The 16,288-nt window shown below is 62.4% G+C and carries 17 protein-coding genes; 9 read left to right on the top strand and 8 right to left on the bottom strand.

Translation table 11 applies throughout. The annotated features are described in order from the left end of the window. The 3 genes from J2X53_RS18435 to J2X53_RS18425 form a co-directional block, all read right to left on the bottom strand. A partial coding sequence (locus J2X53_RS18435) for a BapA prefix-like domain-containing protein (RefSeq protein ID WP_349038967.1) occupies positions 1-698 on the bottom strand: 698 nt, incomplete at its 3' end. Between the two features lie 422 nt (positions 699-1,120). Next, positions 1,121-1,357 carry a hypothetical protein gene (locus tag J2X53_RS18430; RefSeq protein WP_349038966.1) on the bottom strand — a complete coding sequence of 79 codons (237 nt, stop codon included), beginning with the start codon at positions 1,355-1,357 and terminating at the stop codon, positions 1,121-1,123. A gap of 526 nt (positions 1,358-1,883) precedes the next feature. Further along, positions 1,884-2,645, bottom strand: a complete 762-nt coding sequence (locus tag J2X53_RS18425; RefSeq protein WP_349038965.1) for an IclR family transcriptional regulator C-terminal domain-containing protein — start codon at positions 2,643-2,645, stop codon at positions 1,884-1,886. Between the two features lie 141 nt (positions 2,646-2,786). Between J2X53_RS18425 and J2X53_RS18420 the strand changes: the two genes are divergently transcribed. The 3 genes from J2X53_RS18420 to pcaF are packed head-to-tail and all read left to right on the top strand — an operon-like array spanning position 2,787 to position 5,404. Beyond that, positions 2,787-3,521: a 3-oxoacid CoA-transferase subunit A gene (locus J2X53_RS18420; RefSeq protein WP_349038964.1), complete on the top strand. Its 735-nt coding sequence runs from the start codon at positions 2,787-2,789 to the stop codon at positions 3,519-3,521. Next, positions 3,518-4,189, top strand: coding sequence for a 3-oxoacid CoA-transferase subunit B (locus tag J2X53_RS18415; protein ID WP_349038963.1), 672 nt, complete (start codon positions 3,518-3,520; stop codon positions 4,187-4,189). Before J2X53_RS18420 ends, J2X53_RS18415 begins: the two co-directional genes overlap by 4 nt. A 15-nt stretch (positions 4,190-4,204) precedes the next feature. Further along, complete coding sequence (gene pcaF / locus J2X53_RS18410) at positions 4,205-5,404, top strand: 3-oxoadipyl-CoA thiolase (RefSeq protein WP_349038962.1); 1,200 nt, start codon at positions 4,205-4,207, stop codon at positions 5,402-5,404. Between the two features lie 47 nt (positions 5,405-5,451). Here the strand turns inward: pcaF and J2X53_RS18405 are convergent, their stop codons facing one another. Together J2X53_RS18405 and mutY are read right to left on the bottom strand one after the other, a co-directional pair. Then, the gene (locus tag J2X53_RS18405) at positions 5,452-6,588 is read right to left on the bottom strand and encodes an alkane 1-monooxygenase (RefSeq protein WP_349038961.1); all 1,137 of its coding nucleotides are present in this window, start codon (positions 6,586-6,588) and stop codon (positions 5,452-5,454) included. Between the two features lie 49 nt (positions 6,589-6,637). Next, positions 6,638-7,684, bottom strand: a complete 1,047-nt coding sequence (mutY, locus tag J2X53_RS18400; protein ID WP_349038960.1) for an A/G-specific adenine glycosylase — start codon at positions 7,682-7,684, stop codon at positions 6,638-6,640. Positions 7,685-7,765: 81 nt separating this feature from the next. Here mutY and J2X53_RS18395 point away from each other — a divergent pair, with 81 nt between their 5' ends. Genes J2X53_RS18395 through J2X53_RS18385 form a run of 3 tightly spaced genes read left to right on the top strand, consistent with a single transcriptional unit; the run spans position 7,766 to position 10,109 of the window. Further along, positions 7,766-8,305, top strand: a complete 540-nt coding sequence (locus J2X53_RS18395) for a DciA family protein (protein WP_349038959.1) — start codon at positions 7,766-7,768, stop codon at positions 8,303-8,305. Beyond that, positions 8,305-8,988: a DsbA family protein gene (locus J2X53_RS18390; RefSeq protein ID WP_349038958.1), complete on the top strand. Its 684-nt coding sequence runs from the start codon at positions 8,305-8,307 to the stop codon at positions 8,986-8,988. The genes J2X53_RS18395 and J2X53_RS18390 overlap by 1 nt, the downstream gene beginning before the upstream one ends. Continuing rightward, on the top strand, positions 8,985-10,109 hold the full coding sequence (locus tag J2X53_RS18385; protein WP_349038957.1) for a CaiB/BaiF CoA-transferase family protein: 1,125 nt from the start codon (positions 8,985-8,987) through the stop codon (positions 10,107-10,109). The genes J2X53_RS18390 and J2X53_RS18385 overlap by 4 nt, the downstream gene beginning before the upstream one ends. Before the next feature lie 18 nt (positions 10,110-10,127). On the opposite strand, the gene lpxK is transcribed toward J2X53_RS18385, so the two are convergent. From lpxK to J2X53_RS18370, 3 genes are read right to left on the bottom strand one after another with little or no spacing between them, the layout of a single operon-like run. Further along, a complete protein-coding gene (gene lpxK, locus J2X53_RS18380; RefSeq protein ID WP_349038956.1) occupies positions 10,128-11,102 on the bottom strand; it encodes a tetraacyldisaccharide 4'-kinase in 975 nt (324 codons plus the stop codon). Next, positions 11,102-12,298, bottom strand: coding sequence for a glycosyltransferase N-terminal domain-containing protein (locus J2X53_RS18375; RefSeq protein WP_349038955.1), 1,197 nt, complete (start codon positions 12,296-12,298; stop codon positions 11,102-11,104). The genes lpxK and J2X53_RS18375 overlap by 1 nt, the downstream gene beginning before the upstream one ends. Positions 12,299-12,310: 12 nt before the next feature. Beyond that, complete coding sequence (locus J2X53_RS18370) at positions 12,311-12,556, bottom strand: DUF4170 domain-containing protein (RefSeq protein WP_349038954.1); 246 nt, start codon at positions 12,554-12,556, stop codon at positions 12,311-12,313. A gap of 172 nt (positions 12,557-12,728) precedes the next feature. Here J2X53_RS18370 and J2X53_RS18365 point away from each other — a divergent pair, with 172 nt between their 5' ends. The 3 genes from J2X53_RS18365 to J2X53_RS18355 are packed head-to-tail and all read left to right on the top strand — an operon-like array spanning position 12,729 to position 16,287. Beyond that, positions 12,729-13,439, top strand: coding sequence for a transglycosylase SLT domain-containing protein (locus J2X53_RS18365; RefSeq protein ID WP_349038953.1), 711 nt, complete (start codon positions 12,729-12,731; stop codon positions 13,437-13,439). A 5-nt stretch (positions 13,440-13,444) separates the two neighbouring features. Next, positions 13,445-15,520 carry a flagellar biosynthesis protein FlhA gene (gene flhA, locus J2X53_RS18360; protein ID WP_349038952.1) on the top strand — a complete coding sequence of 692 codons (2,076 nt, stop codon included), beginning with the start codon at positions 13,445-13,447 and terminating at the stop codon, positions 15,518-15,520. Then, positions 15,517-16,287, top strand: coding sequence for a flagellar biosynthetic protein FliR (locus tag J2X53_RS18355; RefSeq protein ID WP_349038951.1), 771 nt, complete (start codon positions 15,517-15,519; stop codon positions 16,285-16,287). The genes flhA and J2X53_RS18355 overlap by 4 nt, the downstream gene beginning before the upstream one ends. Position 16,288 lies beyond the last annotated feature (1 nt).

Raw genomic sequence — 16,288 nt, 5'->3', positions numbered from 1 at the left:
TCGGTCGGATCCGTCCCGTCTGTGGGGTCGGTGCCGTCGGTCGGATCCGTACCGTCGGTCGGATCGGTGCTATCGGTCGGATCAGTGCCATCGGTTGGATCAGTGCCATCGGTCGGATCGGTCCCGTCTGTCGGGTCGGTGCCGTCCGTTGGATCAGTGCCGTCTGTCGGATCGGTGCCGTCTGTCGGGTCGGTGCCATCCGTCGGGTCGGTGCCATCCGTCGGGTCGGTGCCATCGGTCGGGTCGGTGCCGTCTGTCGGGTCGGTGCCGTCCGTTGGATCGGTGCCATCGGTTGGATCGGTGCCGTCGGTCGGGTCGGTGCCATCCGTCGGATCGGTGCCATCGGTCGGATCAGTCAGATCGGCTCCACCGCCGCCACTCGTCGCAATCAGCCCTGCGCCAAGGCCGGCGACGCCAAGAGCGATCAGCTCGTCCGTATTGAGCATACCCGCCCCGAGGCCCGCCGCAGGGTCGTCCTCATCCGGCACCGGGTTTACAACTTTGCCGTCGCCCAGCACCAGAAGATGGGGGTCTCCATTGGCGGCGGGGCTATAAAAGCCCTGGACGAGGATCGAGTCGCCGTTGGTCATCTGCACGACCAGGTCATTGCCCGACTTCATATACTGCTGCACGTCCCCCGGCAGGGCATGAATGGACACATCCTTTATCGTGCCTGCCTGAATTACACTTTGTGCCATTGCTTGCTCCAGTCTTAATGCCCCGAAAGGGTATCATAGGGAAGTATGGGTTACGCGCTGCAACCTCATCCAATAGTATGTAATTTACATACATACTATTGGATATGTCAACCGAGTCGCGCCGACCATTTCCCGGTTTGAAGCATTAAAAAAGGAGGGATAGACGGCGCATTGCGAAACGCAGCTGCGGGTCAGAGTCTGACGAACCGGCAACCCCGATGAAGTGCCGGAACTCTGGGAAAGGGCTCAGGAAAAACTGTATATAGCTGCGGCAATCGAGCCGTCTTGCGTAGCCGGACAGGACGCGAAGCGCGTGTTCGATCTGGTCTGCCAACCGGAATTGAAATCAGACAGGTCTGAGGAGGCGCTGGCCAATCGCGGACAGTTGCCACAAAACTAGTGGCAAGCGCGGGTCTGGCTGTTCAGGCGCCGCCTTTCAGTCTCTGGCGCTGCGCATGCTCTGCGCCATTAACGGACTGACAGACTTCGGGATTTTTCCATCCTTTGATCTGCTGCCACATGACTGAAAGTACAATCAGCATCGCCCCCCCGGCGGGATAGAACAGCAATGATGTCAAGAACGGCACTTCGAGAAAAAGCCCTGCGGAAAAGCCGAGCAATCCCCCGATTGCCGCGATCAACACATAGGCAGCTATCATGACATCTCTCCCTTGCATCCTTTGCGTGAACGCCGGCACAGCAAGTCACAGCCGGTCTGGTGTTCCGGATGAGCCCTCAAGCTGGCATCAAGGGTAGTTCGCCCCCCTTCAGATTGCCGTCAGGCCTTTGACAGGCACCTTGCTTGGGATTCGTCGCCCCCTGCTATCAGGCCTTCGGGCACTGCATACTTAAGCTAGCAATTACATCATAATGTATAGATATTGGTCTAATCAAGCGCGTCCAGCAGTCCTTTCAGGCATTGTTAGCAACAAAACCATGCCGAGCGCCGCGTACTGGACGGGGGTAACTGACGCCCCGGACATCGACGCTGTGACACCTGCAGCATCCTTGCAGCGAATGGTGAATCATTCATTAACAGGCACCCGATCTGATGCAGGTTCCCAGATCGTGCAGCGGTGATGAGAGTCACAACAATACCCTGTCGCAATGACCATCGGCCTCCATCTGGACCGGACTGATCTGATCCTGTCAGCCAGCATTATGCCTTGCCAGTTTTGCCCGCGCTCAGCGTAGCATCGGGCGCAGGTCTGCCTGAACCCGTTGCAACGCGCCCAGATACAACGCGACAAGCTGCCCGGGTTCGGCGTGAATGGCCGCGACGCCGACATTCAGCGCTGCAATCACCCGGCCATGGGCGTCAAACAGTGGCACAGCCAATGACCGCAAGCCCACTTCTACTTCCTGATCAATAATCGCGTAGCCCTGTGCCCGCACCTGCGCCAGTTCGGCCATGATCTCCTCCGGCCCGGTGCGGGTCAGCCGGGTACGGGCGGTGGGAGGGTGAGCTGCCAGCAGATCCCGGACCTCCTGTTCCGGCCGGGCGGCCAGCAACACCCGGCCCATGCTGGTGCAATGGGCAGGCAGGCGTGAGCCCGGCATCAAGCCGACCGACATGACCTTTTTCTGGGCCGCGCGTGCGACATAGACAATCTCGGCCCCGTCAAGGATGGACACCGAACTGCTTTGCCCGATCCGGTCCGACAGGTCATCCAGCACCGGCTGGACGATCTGCGGCAAAGGCATGGTGGCAAGGCAGGCAGTGCCCAGCCGCAAGACGCGTGGGGTCAGGGTAAAGAACTTGCCATCCCAATCGGCATAACCGTGATGCGCCAGCGTCAGCAGACAGCGCCGTGCCGTGGCCCGGTCCAGCCCGGAGGACACTGACACCTCGGCAATCGACTGGCGCGGGCGCGCGGCGGTAAAGGTTTCAATCACCGCCAGACCCTTGGCAAGCCCGCCCATGATGTCCCGTTCTGCAATGGTCATGACCCCATCCGTTGTGCGATATGTAAACAAATGCACCATATCGCACAAATTGAGTGGACGGCAATCCGGATTCCCCGCTACCCCATGCCCATAGCAAGGCCCCGAACCCGGGCCATGACCTGCGCCCGATGGAGATTCCTGATGGACAAAACCCTTCCCAGTCTTGCCGCCGCCGTGGCGGGCATTGACGATGGCATGACCGTGATGATCGGCGGCTTTGGCGGCTCTGGCGCGCCGATCGAGTTGATCCACGCCCTGATCGACCGGTTTCTGGCGACCGGCCACCCGAAGAATCTGGTGGTGGTCAACAACAACGCGGGCAATGGCCATGTCGGTCTGGCAGCGCTGATCGAGGTCGGGATGGTTGCCAAGCTGATCTGCTCTTTCCCGCGCTCGGCCGATCCGGTGGTGTTCACCGAGCGCTATCTGGCGGGCAAGATCGAGCTGGAACTGGTGCCGCAGGGCACACTGGCCGAACGCATCCGGGCGGGTGGCGCCGGCATTCCGGCGTTCTACACCCCGACCAGCTTTGGCACCGATCTGGCCAAGGGCAAGCCGGTGGAGGTGTTCGAGGGTCGCTCTTATGTGCAGGAACGCTGGCTTAGGGCCGATGTCGCCCTGATCAAGGCGCATCATGGCGACCGCTTGGGCAACCTGACCTACCGGATGGCGGCGCGCAATTTCAACCCGTTGATGTGCATGGCTGCGACCACGACTATTGTGCAGGTGTCGCAGATCGTCGCCCCCGGTGCGATCGACCCCGAGTCGGTGATCACCCCCGGCATCTTTGTGCAGGGCGTGGTCGAGGTGCCGGACCCGCAGCAGGAAGAAGACCTGAACCGCGCCAATGCGGTCTATCCGGAGGCCACAGCATGACCCCAAAACTCACCCCCACCCAGATGGCCTGGCGTGCGGCGCAGGACATTGCCGATGGCGCCTATGTCAACCTTGGCATCGGCTTTCCCGAGATGGTGGCAAAATTCCAGCCACCGGGGCGCGAGGCGATCTTTCACACCGAAAACGGCATCCTTGGTTTTGGTGAGGCCCCTGCAGCGGGGTCCGAGGATTGGGATCTGATCAACGCCGGCAAGAAAGCCGTGACGATCAAGCCGGGCACGGCCTTTTTCCACCACGCCGACAGCTTTGCGATGGTGCGCGGCGGGCATCTGGATGTGGCGATCCTCGGAGCCTATGAGGTCGCGGAAACCGGCGATCTGGCGAACTGGTCCACCGGGCCGCGCGGCGTGCCTGCGGTGGGGGGCGCGATGGATCTGGTGCATGGGGCCAAGACGGTTGCCGTGATCACCGATCACGTGACAAAGGATGGCAAGCCAAAACTGGTGCAGCGCTGTTCGCTGCCGCTGACCGGGGTGGGCTGTGTGACCCGTGTTTACTCCAGCCTTGCGGTGATAGACATTGTTGACGGCCATTTCGTCCTGCGGGAAAAGCTGGCCTCACTTTCGGTCGAGGATCTGCAGGCGGTGACCGGGGCCACCCTACACCGCGATGGTGCGGTGGCTGATCTTGATGTTCCTGCGTTGTAAAAGGCTGATCCGATCATGACCGAGGTTTTCATCTGCGACTATATCCGCACCCCGATCGGGCGCTATGCGGGCAGCCTTGCCACCGTCCGCCCCGATGATCTGGGGGCCGTCCCCTTGCGCGCGATGATGGCCCGCAACGCCGGTGTGGACTGGGAAGCGGTCGATGACGTGATCTTTGGCTGCGCCAATCAGGCGGGCGAAGACAACCGCAACGTCGCGCGCATGTCGTTGCTGCTCGCCGGTTTGCCGGTTGGTGTCAGCGGCACCACCATCAACCGTCTGTGCGGCTCGGGCATGGATGCGGTGCTGATGGCCGCGCGGGCCATTGCGGCGGGCGAGTCTGACCTGATGATCGCAGGCGGGGTCGAGAGCATGAGCCGTGCGCCCTTTGTCATGCCAAAGGCTGGCAGCGCGTTCAGCCGCGATACCGCGGTCTATGACACGACCATCGGCTGGCGTTTCATCAACCCGGCGATGCACAGCGCCTATGGTACGGATTCGATGCCGCAGACCGGGCAGAATGTGGCCGATGACTATGGCATCGACCGCGAGGCGCAGGATGCCATGGCGCTTGCGTCACAGACCAAAGCGGCGGCCGCACAGGCCAACGGACGACTGGCCGCCGAGATCATCCCGGTCACCATTCCGCAGCGCAAGGGCGATGCGCTGGTGGTGGACCGCGACGAACACCCCCGCGCCACCACGCCCGACGCTTTGGCCAAGCTGAAGCCGTTGTTTGCCAATGGCTCGGTGACCGCAGGCAATGCCAGCGGCGTGAATGATGGCGCGGCGGCCCTGATCCTTGCAAATGCCGCGACGGCAGCCAAATACGGGCTGACCCCGATTGCCCGCATTCTGGGTGGGGCGACTGCGGGCGTGCCGCCCCGGATCATGGGCATCGGTCCCGCACCGGCCTCGCAAAAGCTGCTGGCGCGGCTGGGGCTGACCCCCGCCGATCTGGATGTGATCGAGCTGAATGAGGCCTTTGCCGCGCAGGGCCTGGCCACGCTGCGCGCGCTTGGCATTGCCGATGACGATCCGCGCGTGAACCCAAATGGCGGGGCGATTGCTCTGGGTCATCCGCTGGGCATGTCGGGGGCCCGCATCACCGGAACCGCCGCGCTGCAACTGGCGCAGACCGGCGCGCGGCGCGCGCTTGCCACAATGTGCATCGGCGTCGGACAAGGCATTGCCATCGCGCTGGAGCGGGTGTGATCTGAGGCATATCGGCCAGCCGCGCCTTGGTGGCGGGGCTGGTCGGATCAGCGCGGCGGCGGATTCAGCGCCTTGTTATAGGGTTTCCAGTCGGTGATGTCCGGATAGTGAAACTTGCGCCACGCCCGCACACGGGGGTTCATCATCCGCCGCCACCACAGCGGGTTCATGGCAATGAACACCATCAGCGGATAGCCGAGCGGCAGCTGCGGTGCCTGATCTTCGTCATAGGTCTGCAACAGCGGAAAGCGGCGGTCGGGCTTGAAATGGTGGTCGGAATGGCGCTGCAGGTTGATCAGCAGCCAGTTTGACGCGGTGTGCGATGCGTTCCAGCTGTGATGCGGTTTGACATGTTCATACTTGCCGTTGCCCAGATGCCGCCGGGTCAGGCCGTAGTGTTCAACGTAATTCACCGCCTCCAGCTGCCAGATGGCGACGGCGGCCTGCCAGACAAACAGCCCAAGGCCAAGCCCGCCGCCCAGCGCAAAGGCAGCCATAAGCATGCCCGCCTGCAACGCGGCATAGCGCCAGAACGGGTTGCTGCGGTGCCACCACGGCATTCCGCGCCGCGCCAGCATCGCCACCTCGGCCCGCCAGGCAGATACCGGGCTTTGACGCAGCACGCGCGGGAAAAAGCGGTGGAACCCCTCATTATAGCGCGCGGTAACCGGGTCGCGGCAGGTGCCGACATAGATATGGTGAACGCGCAGATGCTCGGACCGGAAATGCGAGTACAGCACCGACGCCAGCAGAATATCGGCCAGCCAACGCTCCAGCTTGTTTTTCTGGTGCATCAGCTCGTGGCTGTAGTTGATCCCCACCGTGCCAGTGACGATGCCGATGCCAAAGAACAGCACAGCCAGCTCCAACCCGGACAGATGGCTGGTATGGGTGGCATACCAGATCGTGCCGAACAGGATAGCCATCTGGATCGGCGGCCAGATCAGCGTCAGCAGCTGATACCAGAACAGCATGGCATCGGGGGTTTCGGGGTCGGCGTTGCCTTCGTTCCGGCCGGTCAGTGCGTCGAGCGACGAATAGATCACCAGCGAATAGGCCGGAACCAAAGCGGTATACCACCCGCCGAAAGTGGCCCCGATCAGCGCCAGCGGCACGATGCCCAGCGTCAGCCAGAACGGCATGGCCTGCATAAATCCGATCTTCTGACGCGGGTGGTCTGACATGTTAAGCCGTGTGTTTGCGGGCAGACGATGTGCCAGCGTGGGAGGTTTCTCAACAGGACAAACTGTCCCGCCAGCGGTCATAAGCTTTGCGCATCACTGTGGGCAGATCAGCAGGGCTGAAATCATGACGCGAGACAAAATGCCCGCGCGATACGACCGACCCGGCTGGCAGTTCAGCGGCTTGCAGCGTCAGGTACAGATGAAAATGGGTAAATGTGTGGCGAATTTCGCCGATCTCGCTCCAGCTGGCGATGGCAGGGGCGTCACCTCCGGCACCATCCCAACCGTCGCCGGGAAATCCCAGCATGCCGCCTAACAAACCCGTGTCGGGGCGGCGTTGCAGCAGGACCCTGTCGCCTTGAGTCGCAAGCCAGAGTGTGCCGCGACGCACCGGCTTTTCCACCTTTGGCAGCTTGCGGGGCAGTTCGGCCTGAAGACCCTCTGCCCGTGCGGTGCAAGCGTGAACCCAAGGACAAATCCCGCACGCCGGATTGCGCGGGGTACAGATGGTGGCTCCCAAATCCATAACGGCCTGCGCATAGTCTCCCGGTCGGGTGGCGGGCGTCAACGAGCCCGCCAGCGCGGTGAGTTCTCCCTTGGCGACTGGAAGCGGTATGTTCACCGCAAAGAGCCGTGCCATCACCCGTTCGACATTGCCATCCACCACCGTCGCCGCCTCATCATAGGCAATCGCGGCCACGGCACCTGCGGTATAGGGTCCGATGCCGGGCAGGCCGAGCAAACCGTCGCGCGTTTGCGGAAACACGCCCGCATGATCCGCGACCACCGCGCGTGCAGCTTTCAGCAGGTTCCGGGCGCGGGCGTAGTAACCAAGGCCCGCCCATTCGGCCATCACATCCTCATCCCGCGCCGCCGCAAGATCGGTAACCGTGGGCCAGCGGGCGGTGAAGCGGTGGAAGTAATCCTTGACCGCCGCAACCGTGGTCTGTTGCAACATCACCTCGGACAGCCAGATCCGGTACGGGTCTGGCACGGTGCCGCCCTTGCGATCCTGCGGTGACACCCGCCACGGCATGACCCGTGCATGGCGGTCATACCAGCGCAGCAGCAGGTCGCTCAACTCGGCGTCACGCAATCTTTATACCCTTTGTCCTGTCTTGCCTCTGGCGGCGCTGTCCTGACGGGATAAGATAGCGGCAGAGTCACAGGATACCAGATGGCCCGCAACACGACCCCTTACCAGAACCAATCGCGCCGGATGCGCGGGTTTGAACCAGCTTTCGGGCTGATGAAAGAGCCGGTGCGCACGGCAGGGGAATCGCGCGGCTTTGCGATTGCGCGACTTCTGACCCATTGGACAGAGGTTGTGGGCGAAGATCTGGCCAAATGCACCCGCCCGGTGAAGGTCGGCTATGGCCGCGACGGCTTTGGCGGCACGCTGACGCTGCTCACCACCGGGCCGATGGCGCCGATGATCGAAATGCAGAAAGAAGTCATCCGGACCAAGGTGAACGCGATCTATGGCTACAACGCCATTTCGCGCATTCTGCTGACCCAGACCGCCCCCATCGGATTTGCCGAAGGTCAGGCCGAATTCATGCCCGCCCGAAAGGCCCCGCCCGCAACCGACCCGGCCATCAAGGCCGAGGCGAGTGAAACTGTGGCCCCGATTCATGACCCCGGCCTGCGCGCGGCGCTTGAAGCGCTGGCCGAAAACATCCTAAACCGTCGCAAGACGACAGAAGGCGAGAAATAATGTCAAAGAAAACCATTCTGGCCGCATCGGCCCTTGTCATTGCAGGCGGGTTTGGCCTTTGGTCGATGACAGCTGGCAATGTCAGCCAGACGCTGTTGCCGGTGTCCAGCGCACAGGCGCAGGAAACGGCGCCAGCGGCTGAAGCGCAGGCGGTCGAGATCAAGGACATGACGCTGGGTCCGGTCGATGCGGCGGTGACGCTGATCGAATATGCGTCCTATACCTGCCCGCATTGTGCGAATTTCCATGCCAATGTCTTCAAAGACCTCAAGAAAGACTACATCGACACCGGCAAGATCCACTTTGTCTACCGCGAGGTCTATTTTGATCGCTACGGTCTGTGGGCAGCCATGGTGGCCCGTTGCGGCGGCGACATGAAGTATTTCGGCGTGCAGGAGATGCTGTACAAGGACATGCAGACCTGGACCGCTTCGGATGATCCGAATGTGGTGGTCGGCAATCTGAAAAAGATTGGCCGCACCGCAGGGATGGATGATGCACAGATTGACGCCTGCATGCAGGACGGTGCCACGGCGCAGGCGATGGTCGATCACTATGAAACCGTGATGAAAGAGTATGAGGTGCAGGGCACCCCGACGCTGATCATCAATGGCACCAAGCATGCAAACATGTCTTATGCCGATCTGAAAACCATCCTTGACGCAGAGCTTGCCAAGGAATGACCACGCCGCTTGCTGGTGTGAAGGTCATTGAACTGGCCCGCATTCTTGCGGGCCCGTGGGCTGGTCAAACGCTGGCCGATCTGGGCGCGGATGTGATCAAGGTCGAGGCCCCCGAAGGTGACGATACCCGTCGCTGGGGGCCGCCGTTCATCGAACGGGATGGCGACCGGTCTGCCGCCTATTTCCATGCCACCAACCGGGGCAAGCGGTCTGTCATCTGCGATTTCCGCACGCCCGAAGGTCAGGCCATGGTGCGCCTTCTGGTTGCGGATGCGGATGTGGTGATCGAGAATTTCAAGGTTGGCGGGCTGGCCAAGTACGGGCTGGATTACGCCAGCCTGCAAAAGGTGAACCCGCGGCTGATCTATTGCTCGATCACCGGGTTCGGTCAGGATGGCCCCTATGCCCATCGCGCCGGGTATGATTTCATCATTCAGGGCATGGCCGGGTTGATGAGCGTGACCGGCGAACCCGATGGGCAACCGCAAAAAGTCGGCGTGGCCGTCACCGACATTTTCACCGGCATCTATGCGGCGACGGCCATTCTGGCGGCCCTGCATCAGCGACACAGCTCTGGCATCGGCCAGCATGTCGACATGGCGTTGATGGACGTGGCGGCAGCGACCATGGCCAACCAGTCTATGAACTATCTGACCACTGGCATCGCGCCGAAAAAGATGGGCAACGCCCACCCCAATCTGGCCCCCTATGCGGTGTTTGACTGCGCTGATGGCTGGCTGATCCTGGCCACGGGCAATGACGGCCAGTATCAGCGGCTGTGCACGATCCTCGGGCTGGAGGATATGGCCACTGCGCCGGATTTCCTCACCAACGCCGACCGGGTGCAGAACCGGGAGGCGCTGACGGTCAGGCTGACCGCAGCCACAAGGACATGGACAAAGGCCGATCTGCTCGCCGCTTGCGAAGTGGCAGGGGTGCCTGCCGGACCGATCAATGATCTGGGAGAGGTGTTTGCCGATCCGCAGATCGTGGCACGCGGCATGCAGATCGCCCCGGGTGGGGTGCCGGGTGTGCGTTCACCGTTCCGGTTTTCCGGGGCCGACCTTGCGCTGGACCGCCCGGCACCGAAGCTGGGCGAGCATCAGGCCGAAGCGGGCTGACAAAGCCGCAGGCGGAGCTTAGCGCAGCCCCGCAATCGCCGCATCCAGAACCGACCAATCCGCGACCTCCAGCCGGACAACGAGGGTCAGAACCTTTGGCCGGAACACGGGCGGCAGGCGCACCTGATCCTTTTCCGTTGTCACAAGCTGGGCCCCCAACCCATCGGCCTCGGCCTCCAGCCGACGCAACAGGGTGTCTGACAGCGGCTGGTGATCATCCAGCGCAACCGCCCGCACGATCTCGGCTCCCTGACTGCGCAGGGTGGCAAAGAACTTGTCCGGGTGGCCGATACCGGCAAAGGCGAGTACGCGCTGACCGTGCCAGTCCATGCCCATTTGCAAGGGCTTCAGCTCCCCCTGCACCTGCGGGATGGGAATCACCGATCCCCATTGCCGGACGAATTTTTCCTGCGCCTCAACCCCGCCAATCGACAGCAGCACCTGCGCCCGGGCAAGACCCGCCGTGACAGGCTCCCGCAACGGTCCGGCAGGCAGGCACAGGCCATTGCCAAAGCCACGCCCGGCATCGACCACGACCAGCGACAGATCCTTGTGAACCGAAGGGTTCTGAAAGCCATCATCCATCAGGATGATCCTTGCCCCCGCGGCCTCTGCCGCCCGGACACCTGCCGCGCGGTCTTTGGCGACCCAAGTTGGCGCAAAGGCTGCCAACAGCAGCGGCTCATCCCCGACCTGCGCCGCCGCGTGCCGCTGCGGGTCTACCAGAACCGGGCCTTCCAGCGCCCCGCCATAGCCCCGGGACACCACATGCGCGCCTTGCACCCGTGACAGCAGTGCGATGGTCGCAGGGGTCTTGCCGGTGCCGCCCACATTCAGATTGCCGATGCAAATCACCGGAACAGCGGCCCTATACCCGTCTTGCGCCACCCGGCGGGCCGTTGCCGCGCCATAGGCAATGCCCAAAGGTTGCAACAGCCGCGCCACAAGTCCCGGTGCCTCAGGCGGATTTTGCCAGAATGCAGGCGGGCGCATCATGGTTCCCCTTTCACGGCCTCGCGGACCAGCGCGATAACACGCTCGGTCACATCCGCCCCGTCTGACGCCACCATCCACGCCGATTGAGCCAGCCGCGCCGCACGGTCCGGCGACAACAGATCAGACAGGGCTTCGCCCAGATCCGTGGCGCTGCCCACAGCACGGGCCGCACGGGCAGCACCAAGCCGGCCGAAAGTGCCGCCAAACACGCCCGGGCGCGGACCGTACAGAATCGCAGAGCCAAGCGCCGCAGGTTCCATCGGGTTGCGCACACAGCCCTGCCCCGCCAGACTGCCCCCCATAAAGGTGATCGGCGCCAACCGGTACCACAGACCCAGCTCGGCCATGCCATCGGCGACGAAAACCTCGGCATCAGCCTCCGGCTCCTGATCCTCAGAGCGCTCTGCAACGATCCAGCCTTCGTCGTCGGCCAATCGTCTGGCCAGAGCGCCCGCCCGCGCCGGATCTTCGGGCGCGATGATCAGCAGCAGACGGTGCGCAAGGCTTTGTGCCGCGCGATGTGCCGCGATGACGGCCGTTTCTTCCGCCTCGGGCAGCCCCACGGCCAGCCAAACCGGGCGGGTGGCCAGCAGTTTTGCCAGTGCTGCGCGTTCCGCTTCCAGACACGGCAGGGCGGCACTGTTTTCTTCCATCCGTCCGGTCACACCCACCGCAGACAGGGCCGCCCCGCCCTTGCGAAAGGCGCGGGCCGACGCCTCGTCCAATGTCAGGACGTGGGCAAATCCTTGCAGGGCGGACCGCATCAGACCCGGATACCACCCGTTGCGATCCTTGAGCACATAGGGCGCGCGCCCGTCGACCATCATCAGCTGCACCCCACGCTCCGCCGCTTCGTGCAGTACGGCCGGGCGCAATTCGCCATCTGAAAAGATCGCAATCTCTGGCCGCCAATGATCAAGGAAAGCGCGGGCCTCGGCCGGACGGTCATCGGGCGGCAACAGCCTGACCAGACCCTTCCGGGCCGGCAACACCTCGGCACAGGTAAACAGGACCGTCAGGCGGTCTTCCTCGATCAGACGGGCGGCCAGTTCCAGCAATCCGCGGGCCGCTTCGGCAGAGGGCGCATGCATCCATATCAACCGCCCGGAGGGGCGTTCTGGCCAGACACCCCCGGACGCAGGATCGCGCCGGGGCCGCAGGTTATAAAGTGTCAGACCAAGCGAATGCACCATATGCCCGGCACATTACCGGCCCAGTTCTTCCGTAGCCGATCCGGCCTGCGCTTCATCCCGCAGACGGTGAATGTGAGCGATGAAATACCGCATATGCGCGTTGTCGACGGTGCGTTGTGCCTCTGCCTTCCACGCTTTGTGCGCCGAGGCATAGTCGGGGAACATGCCCACGATATGGATGTCGTTCACATCTGCAAACGTCGATTTGGCAGGGTCCACAAGTTCCCCCCCAAACACCAGGTGTAGCCGTTGGGTCATTCATCTGCTCCGTCTTCTGTGGGTTGCCTCCACCCTTGGGCGCAAGGGTAACGAGGCCAAAGGCAGGGTCAAGCCCGCATCCTATCGCATGGTGTTTCCGATTTCGAAAGATTCGCTTCGTATGGTCGTCACAGCATCAGAATGGTGCGTGTCATCCGGGCAGGTGAAACCGATGCGACAGACTGCTATGCGACAGACTGCGACTTTGGTGGTGTTCCGGGTTCTTTCGCTGGTGGCGGGTCTTTTGGCAATGGGGATTGCCAGCACCCGTGCCAGCACGTCGCATGACAGCCAAAACCTGTGTGACACGGCAGGTAGCAGGGCAGCCAAGATCACCGGTGTTCCCGTCCCTGTACTTCTGGCAATTTCGCGTGTCGAAACCGGGCGCACCATAGGCGGGGTGCTTGCACCCTGGCCTTGGGCAGTCAATCAGGCCGGGTCCGGTTCGTTCTTTGAGTCAAAATCTGATGCAGTGGATCACGTCTCGTTCGCCCTAAGCAATGGCGAAACCAACATTGATGTCGGATGCTTTCAGATCAATATGCGCTGGCATGGCACAGAGTTCGCCTCGTTAGAGGCGATGTTTGACCCGGCGGAAAACGCGCTCTACGCGGCGCGCTTTCTGTTGCAGTTGTATCAGGAATTCGGCTCGTGGGATGATGCGATCGGGGCCTATCATTCACGGCAAAGCGGGGCAGCAACGGCCTATCTGGCAAAGGTCTCCGCCTTGATGGATACCACATTGCAGACGCCCGCCTCAGTCCCTTTGCAGACGGCTTCCGGTGACAACCGCTATCCCCTGCTGATGCCCGGCGTTGCCGGGGCGCATGGGTCGCTGGTGACTACGCTGTCTGACCGCGCTGCCGTCCCTTTGTTCCGGTAGCCAGAATGACCGCCCAAGCCCGCCTCGCCCTTCTGTTTCGCCCGACCATTCTGCTGGCACTGGCCCTGATGTCAGTCATCGTGATGATGATCCTGCCGGTTCCGGCCTGGATGCTCGACATCGGGCTGGCGCTGTCCTTTGCGCTTGCGATCCTGATGCTGACGGTGACGCTGTTTATCGAACGCCCGCTCGATTTTTCGGCCTTCCCGACCATCCTGCTGTCATCGCTGATGCTGCGCCTGTCGCTCAACGTGTCCTCAACCAAACTGATCATCGGCGAAGGTCACACCGGCACCGACGCCGCCGGCGCGGTGATCGAAGGGTTCGCCAATTTCATCATGGGCGGCAATGTTCTGCTGGGTCTGGTCATCTTTTGCGTGTTGCTGATCGTGAATTTCATGGTCATCACCAAAGGCGCCGGCCGCATGGCCGAGGTCGGGGCGCGCTTTGCGCTTGATGGGATGCCGGGCCGCCAGCTGGCCATTGACGCCGATATGGCCGCAGGCGCCATCGACCATGCCGAAGCCAAAGAGCGCCGCGAACGTGAACTGGCCGAGACCAACTTTTTCGGCTCTCTCGACGGGGCATCGAAATTTGTAAAGGGCGATGCGGTTGCGGGCCTGCTGATCACCATGCTCAACATCATCATGGGTCTGGTGATGGGGGTGTTCCTGCATGATATGCCGGTCGCACAGGCCTTTGAAACCTATGCGATCCTGACCGTCGGCGATGGTCTGGTCAGCCAGATTCCTGCCGTCATCATCTCGGTGGCCGCGGCTCTGTTGCTCGCCCGCGGGGGAACCAAAGGCGCGGCAGATGTTTCGTTCTTTGCCCAACTCGGGCGCTATCCCGGCGCGCTTGGCACTGTGGCCGTTCTGATGGCGCTGTTTGCGCTGGTGCCGGGGATGCCGTTTGTGCCCTTTATTCTGGGGGCCGGGGTGCTGGCCGGTACAGCACTCTGGGTCCATCGGCGAAGCATTCAGACCGCGATGCCCCCGCTGCCCGCGGCCGAGCCCGAACGAAAACGGGCTTTGGGCGATGTGCTTGATTTTGATGAGCTTCATCTGGAGTTTTCACCCGACCTTGTGGCGATGGTGCTTGATCCCGCAACGGGCCTCGATGGCCGCATCGGGAACATGCGCAACCATATCGCGGCAAGCTTTGGCCTGATCCTGCCGGAAATCCGGCTGACCGACGAACCCGCCTTGCCGCATGGCACCTATCGCATCCGCATTCAGGGGGTGGAGCGTGTGACCAACCGCCTGATGCCAGACCGCTGCCTTGTCCTTCTGAACGAGGGGATGCCGGCTCCCGATGGCATTGATGTCAGCGAACCCGTCTACGGAACACCCGCGCGCTGGATTCTTCCGGAAAAGCAGGAAGATGCCGTGATCGCAGGCATGACGGTCGTTTCCCCACCCGAGGTGCTCGCCACCCATCTGATGGAAGTGATCCGGGCCAACCTCGCCCGTCTGCTGTCCTTGCGCGGCCTGCGGCGGCTCTTGGATGAATTCATCAACGTGTCCGAACCCAGCCGCGCCGAGTCGAACCGCAAACTGCTGGATGACATGATCCCGGAAAAGGTGCCGGTCGACCTGCTTTTGGCAGTCCTGCGTCTTTTGCTGGATGAGCGGGTGTCGATCCGCAATCTGCCCCTGATCCTCGAAGCCATTGCCGAAGGCAGGGGCCTGCCATCCGCCGAAGCGATCTGCGAACATGTGCGGCAAAGGATCGGGTTTCAGCTTGTCTCGGAGCTGAAGCGCCATGATGGCACGATCCCCCTGATCCAGATCGCGCCGGAGTGGGAAAAGACCTTTGCCACCTATCAGATCGACGGGGAGCGTGGGCATCGCGACATTGCCCTGCCGCCAGATCAGTTTGCCCGTTTGTCTGGTCTGTTGGCCGAAAAGCTGAACCGCGCCGCCGAAAGCGGCATCACCGCAGCAGTTGTGACAACCACATTAAGGCGGCGGTTTGTGCGCACTGTTCTGGCGGCAAAGGGGCTTAGCGCACCAGTCCTGTCCTATGAGGAAATCGGGCTGGAAGCGCGGCCCGCCATTGTGGGTCTGGTCCCGCAATGAACGAGATCCTCACCCTGCTGATGACCTCTCATGCGCTGGTCGCCGGTCAGGCAGAGGCGGCGGCACTGGTTTTTCTGCGTGTCGGGGCGGTAATGGCCACACTTCCAGCCTTTGGCGAAACCACAATCCCCACCCGGATCAGGCTGGTCCTGGCCGTCATGCTCTCCGCCGCGCTGTTCCCCGGCGTCCAGCCCATGCTGAACGGCATTCCGCTCAGTACCGGCTTTGCGCCCGAGGTGGCAATCGGTCTGGCGCTTGGCCTGATGGTGCGCCTGTTCGTGCTGTCTCTGATGACTGCGGGCTCGATCGCCGCCAACGCCACCTCGCTGTCGCAGCTGTTTCCCGCCGGAGCAGAGGCGCAGCCCGCAATCTCCAAACTTCTGGTGACCACCGGGCTGGCGCTTGCCGTCACCGCAGGGTTGCATCTGCGGGTGCTGGATTACCTCCTGCTCGGCTATGACATGCTGCCTGCCGGTCAATGGCCCTCTGCGGGTCTGATGGCGGAATGGGGTGTCGCACAGACCGGGCGCGCCTTTGCCATGGCGTTCATGATCGCGATGCCATTTGTCATTGCATCCCTGATTTACAACGTGGCCCTCGGGGTCATCAACCGCGCCATGCCACAGCTGATGGTTACATTTATCGGTGCCCCGGCGCTCAGCTTCGGCGGGCTGATCCTGCTTGCGCTGGTCTCGCCTCTTGCCCTGGCAATCTGGCTTCAGTCTTTGAACAGCTTTCTTGTCGCCCCCGCCGGCCCGCTACCGTGAT

The organism is Pseudotabrizicola sp. 4114 (assembly GCF_031457365.1).
Taxonomy (GTDB): Bacteria; Pseudomonadota; Alphaproteobacteria; order Rhodobacterales; family Rhodobacteraceae; genus Pseudotabrizicola.
The sequence above is the reverse complement of the archived record's forward strand: the minus strand, read 5'-3'. Positions and strand labels throughout refer to the sequence as shown.

Coding starts and splice junctions, on each gene's coding strand:
- J2X53_RS18430 (WP_349038966.1), bottom strand. CDS start 1,357: ATGATAGCTGCCTATGTGTTGATCGCGGCAATCGGGGGATTGCTCGGC.
- J2X53_RS18425 (WP_349038965.1), bottom strand. CDS start 2,645: ATGACCATTGCAGAACGGGACATCATGGGCGGGCTTGCCAAGGGTCTG.
- J2X53_RS18420 (WP_349038964.1), top strand. CDS start 2,787: ATGGACAAAACCCTTCCCAGTCTTGCCGCCGCCGTGGCGGGCATTGAC.
- J2X53_RS18415 (WP_349038963.1), top strand. CDS start 3,518: ATGACCCCAAAACTCACCCCCACCCAGATGGCCTGGCGTGCGGCGCAG.
- pcaF (WP_349038962.1), top strand. CDS start 4,205: ATGACCGAGGTTTTCATCTGCGACTATATCCGCACCCCGATCGGGCGC.
- J2X53_RS18405 (WP_349038961.1), bottom strand. CDS start 6,588: ATGTCAGACCACCCGCGTCAGAAGATCGGATTTATGCAGGCCATGCCG.
- J2X53_RS18395 (WP_349038959.1), top strand. CDS start 7,766: ATGGCCCGCAACACGACCCCTTACCAGAACCAATCGCGCCGGATGCGC.
- J2X53_RS18390 (WP_349038958.1), top strand. CDS start 8,305: ATGTCAAAGAAAACCATTCTGGCCGCATCGGCCCTTGTCATTGCAGGC.
- J2X53_RS18385 (WP_349038957.1), top strand. CDS start 8,985: ATGACCACGCCGCTTGCTGGTGTGAAGGTCATTGAACTGGCCCGCATT.
- lpxK (WP_349038956.1), bottom strand. CDS start 11,102: ATGCGCCCGCCTGCATTCTGGCAAAATCCGCCTGAGGCACCGGGACTT.
- J2X53_RS18375 (WP_349038955.1), bottom strand. CDS start 12,298: ATGGTGCATTCGCTTGGTCTGACACTTTATAACCTGCGGCCCCGGCGC.
- J2X53_RS18370 (WP_349038954.1), bottom strand. CDS start 12,556: ATGACCCAACGGCTACACCTGGTGTTTGGGGGGGAACTTGTGGACCCT.
- J2X53_RS18365 (WP_349038953.1), top strand. CDS start 12,729: ATGCGACAGACTGCTATGCGACAGACTGCGACTTTGGTGGTGTTCCGG.
- flhA (WP_349038952.1), top strand. CDS start 13,445: ATGACCGCCCAAGCCCGCCTCGCCCTTCTGTTTCGCCCGACCATTCTG.
- J2X53_RS18355 (WP_349038951.1), top strand. CDS start 15,517: ATGAACGAGATCCTCACCCTGCTGATGACCTCTCATGCGCTGGTCGCC.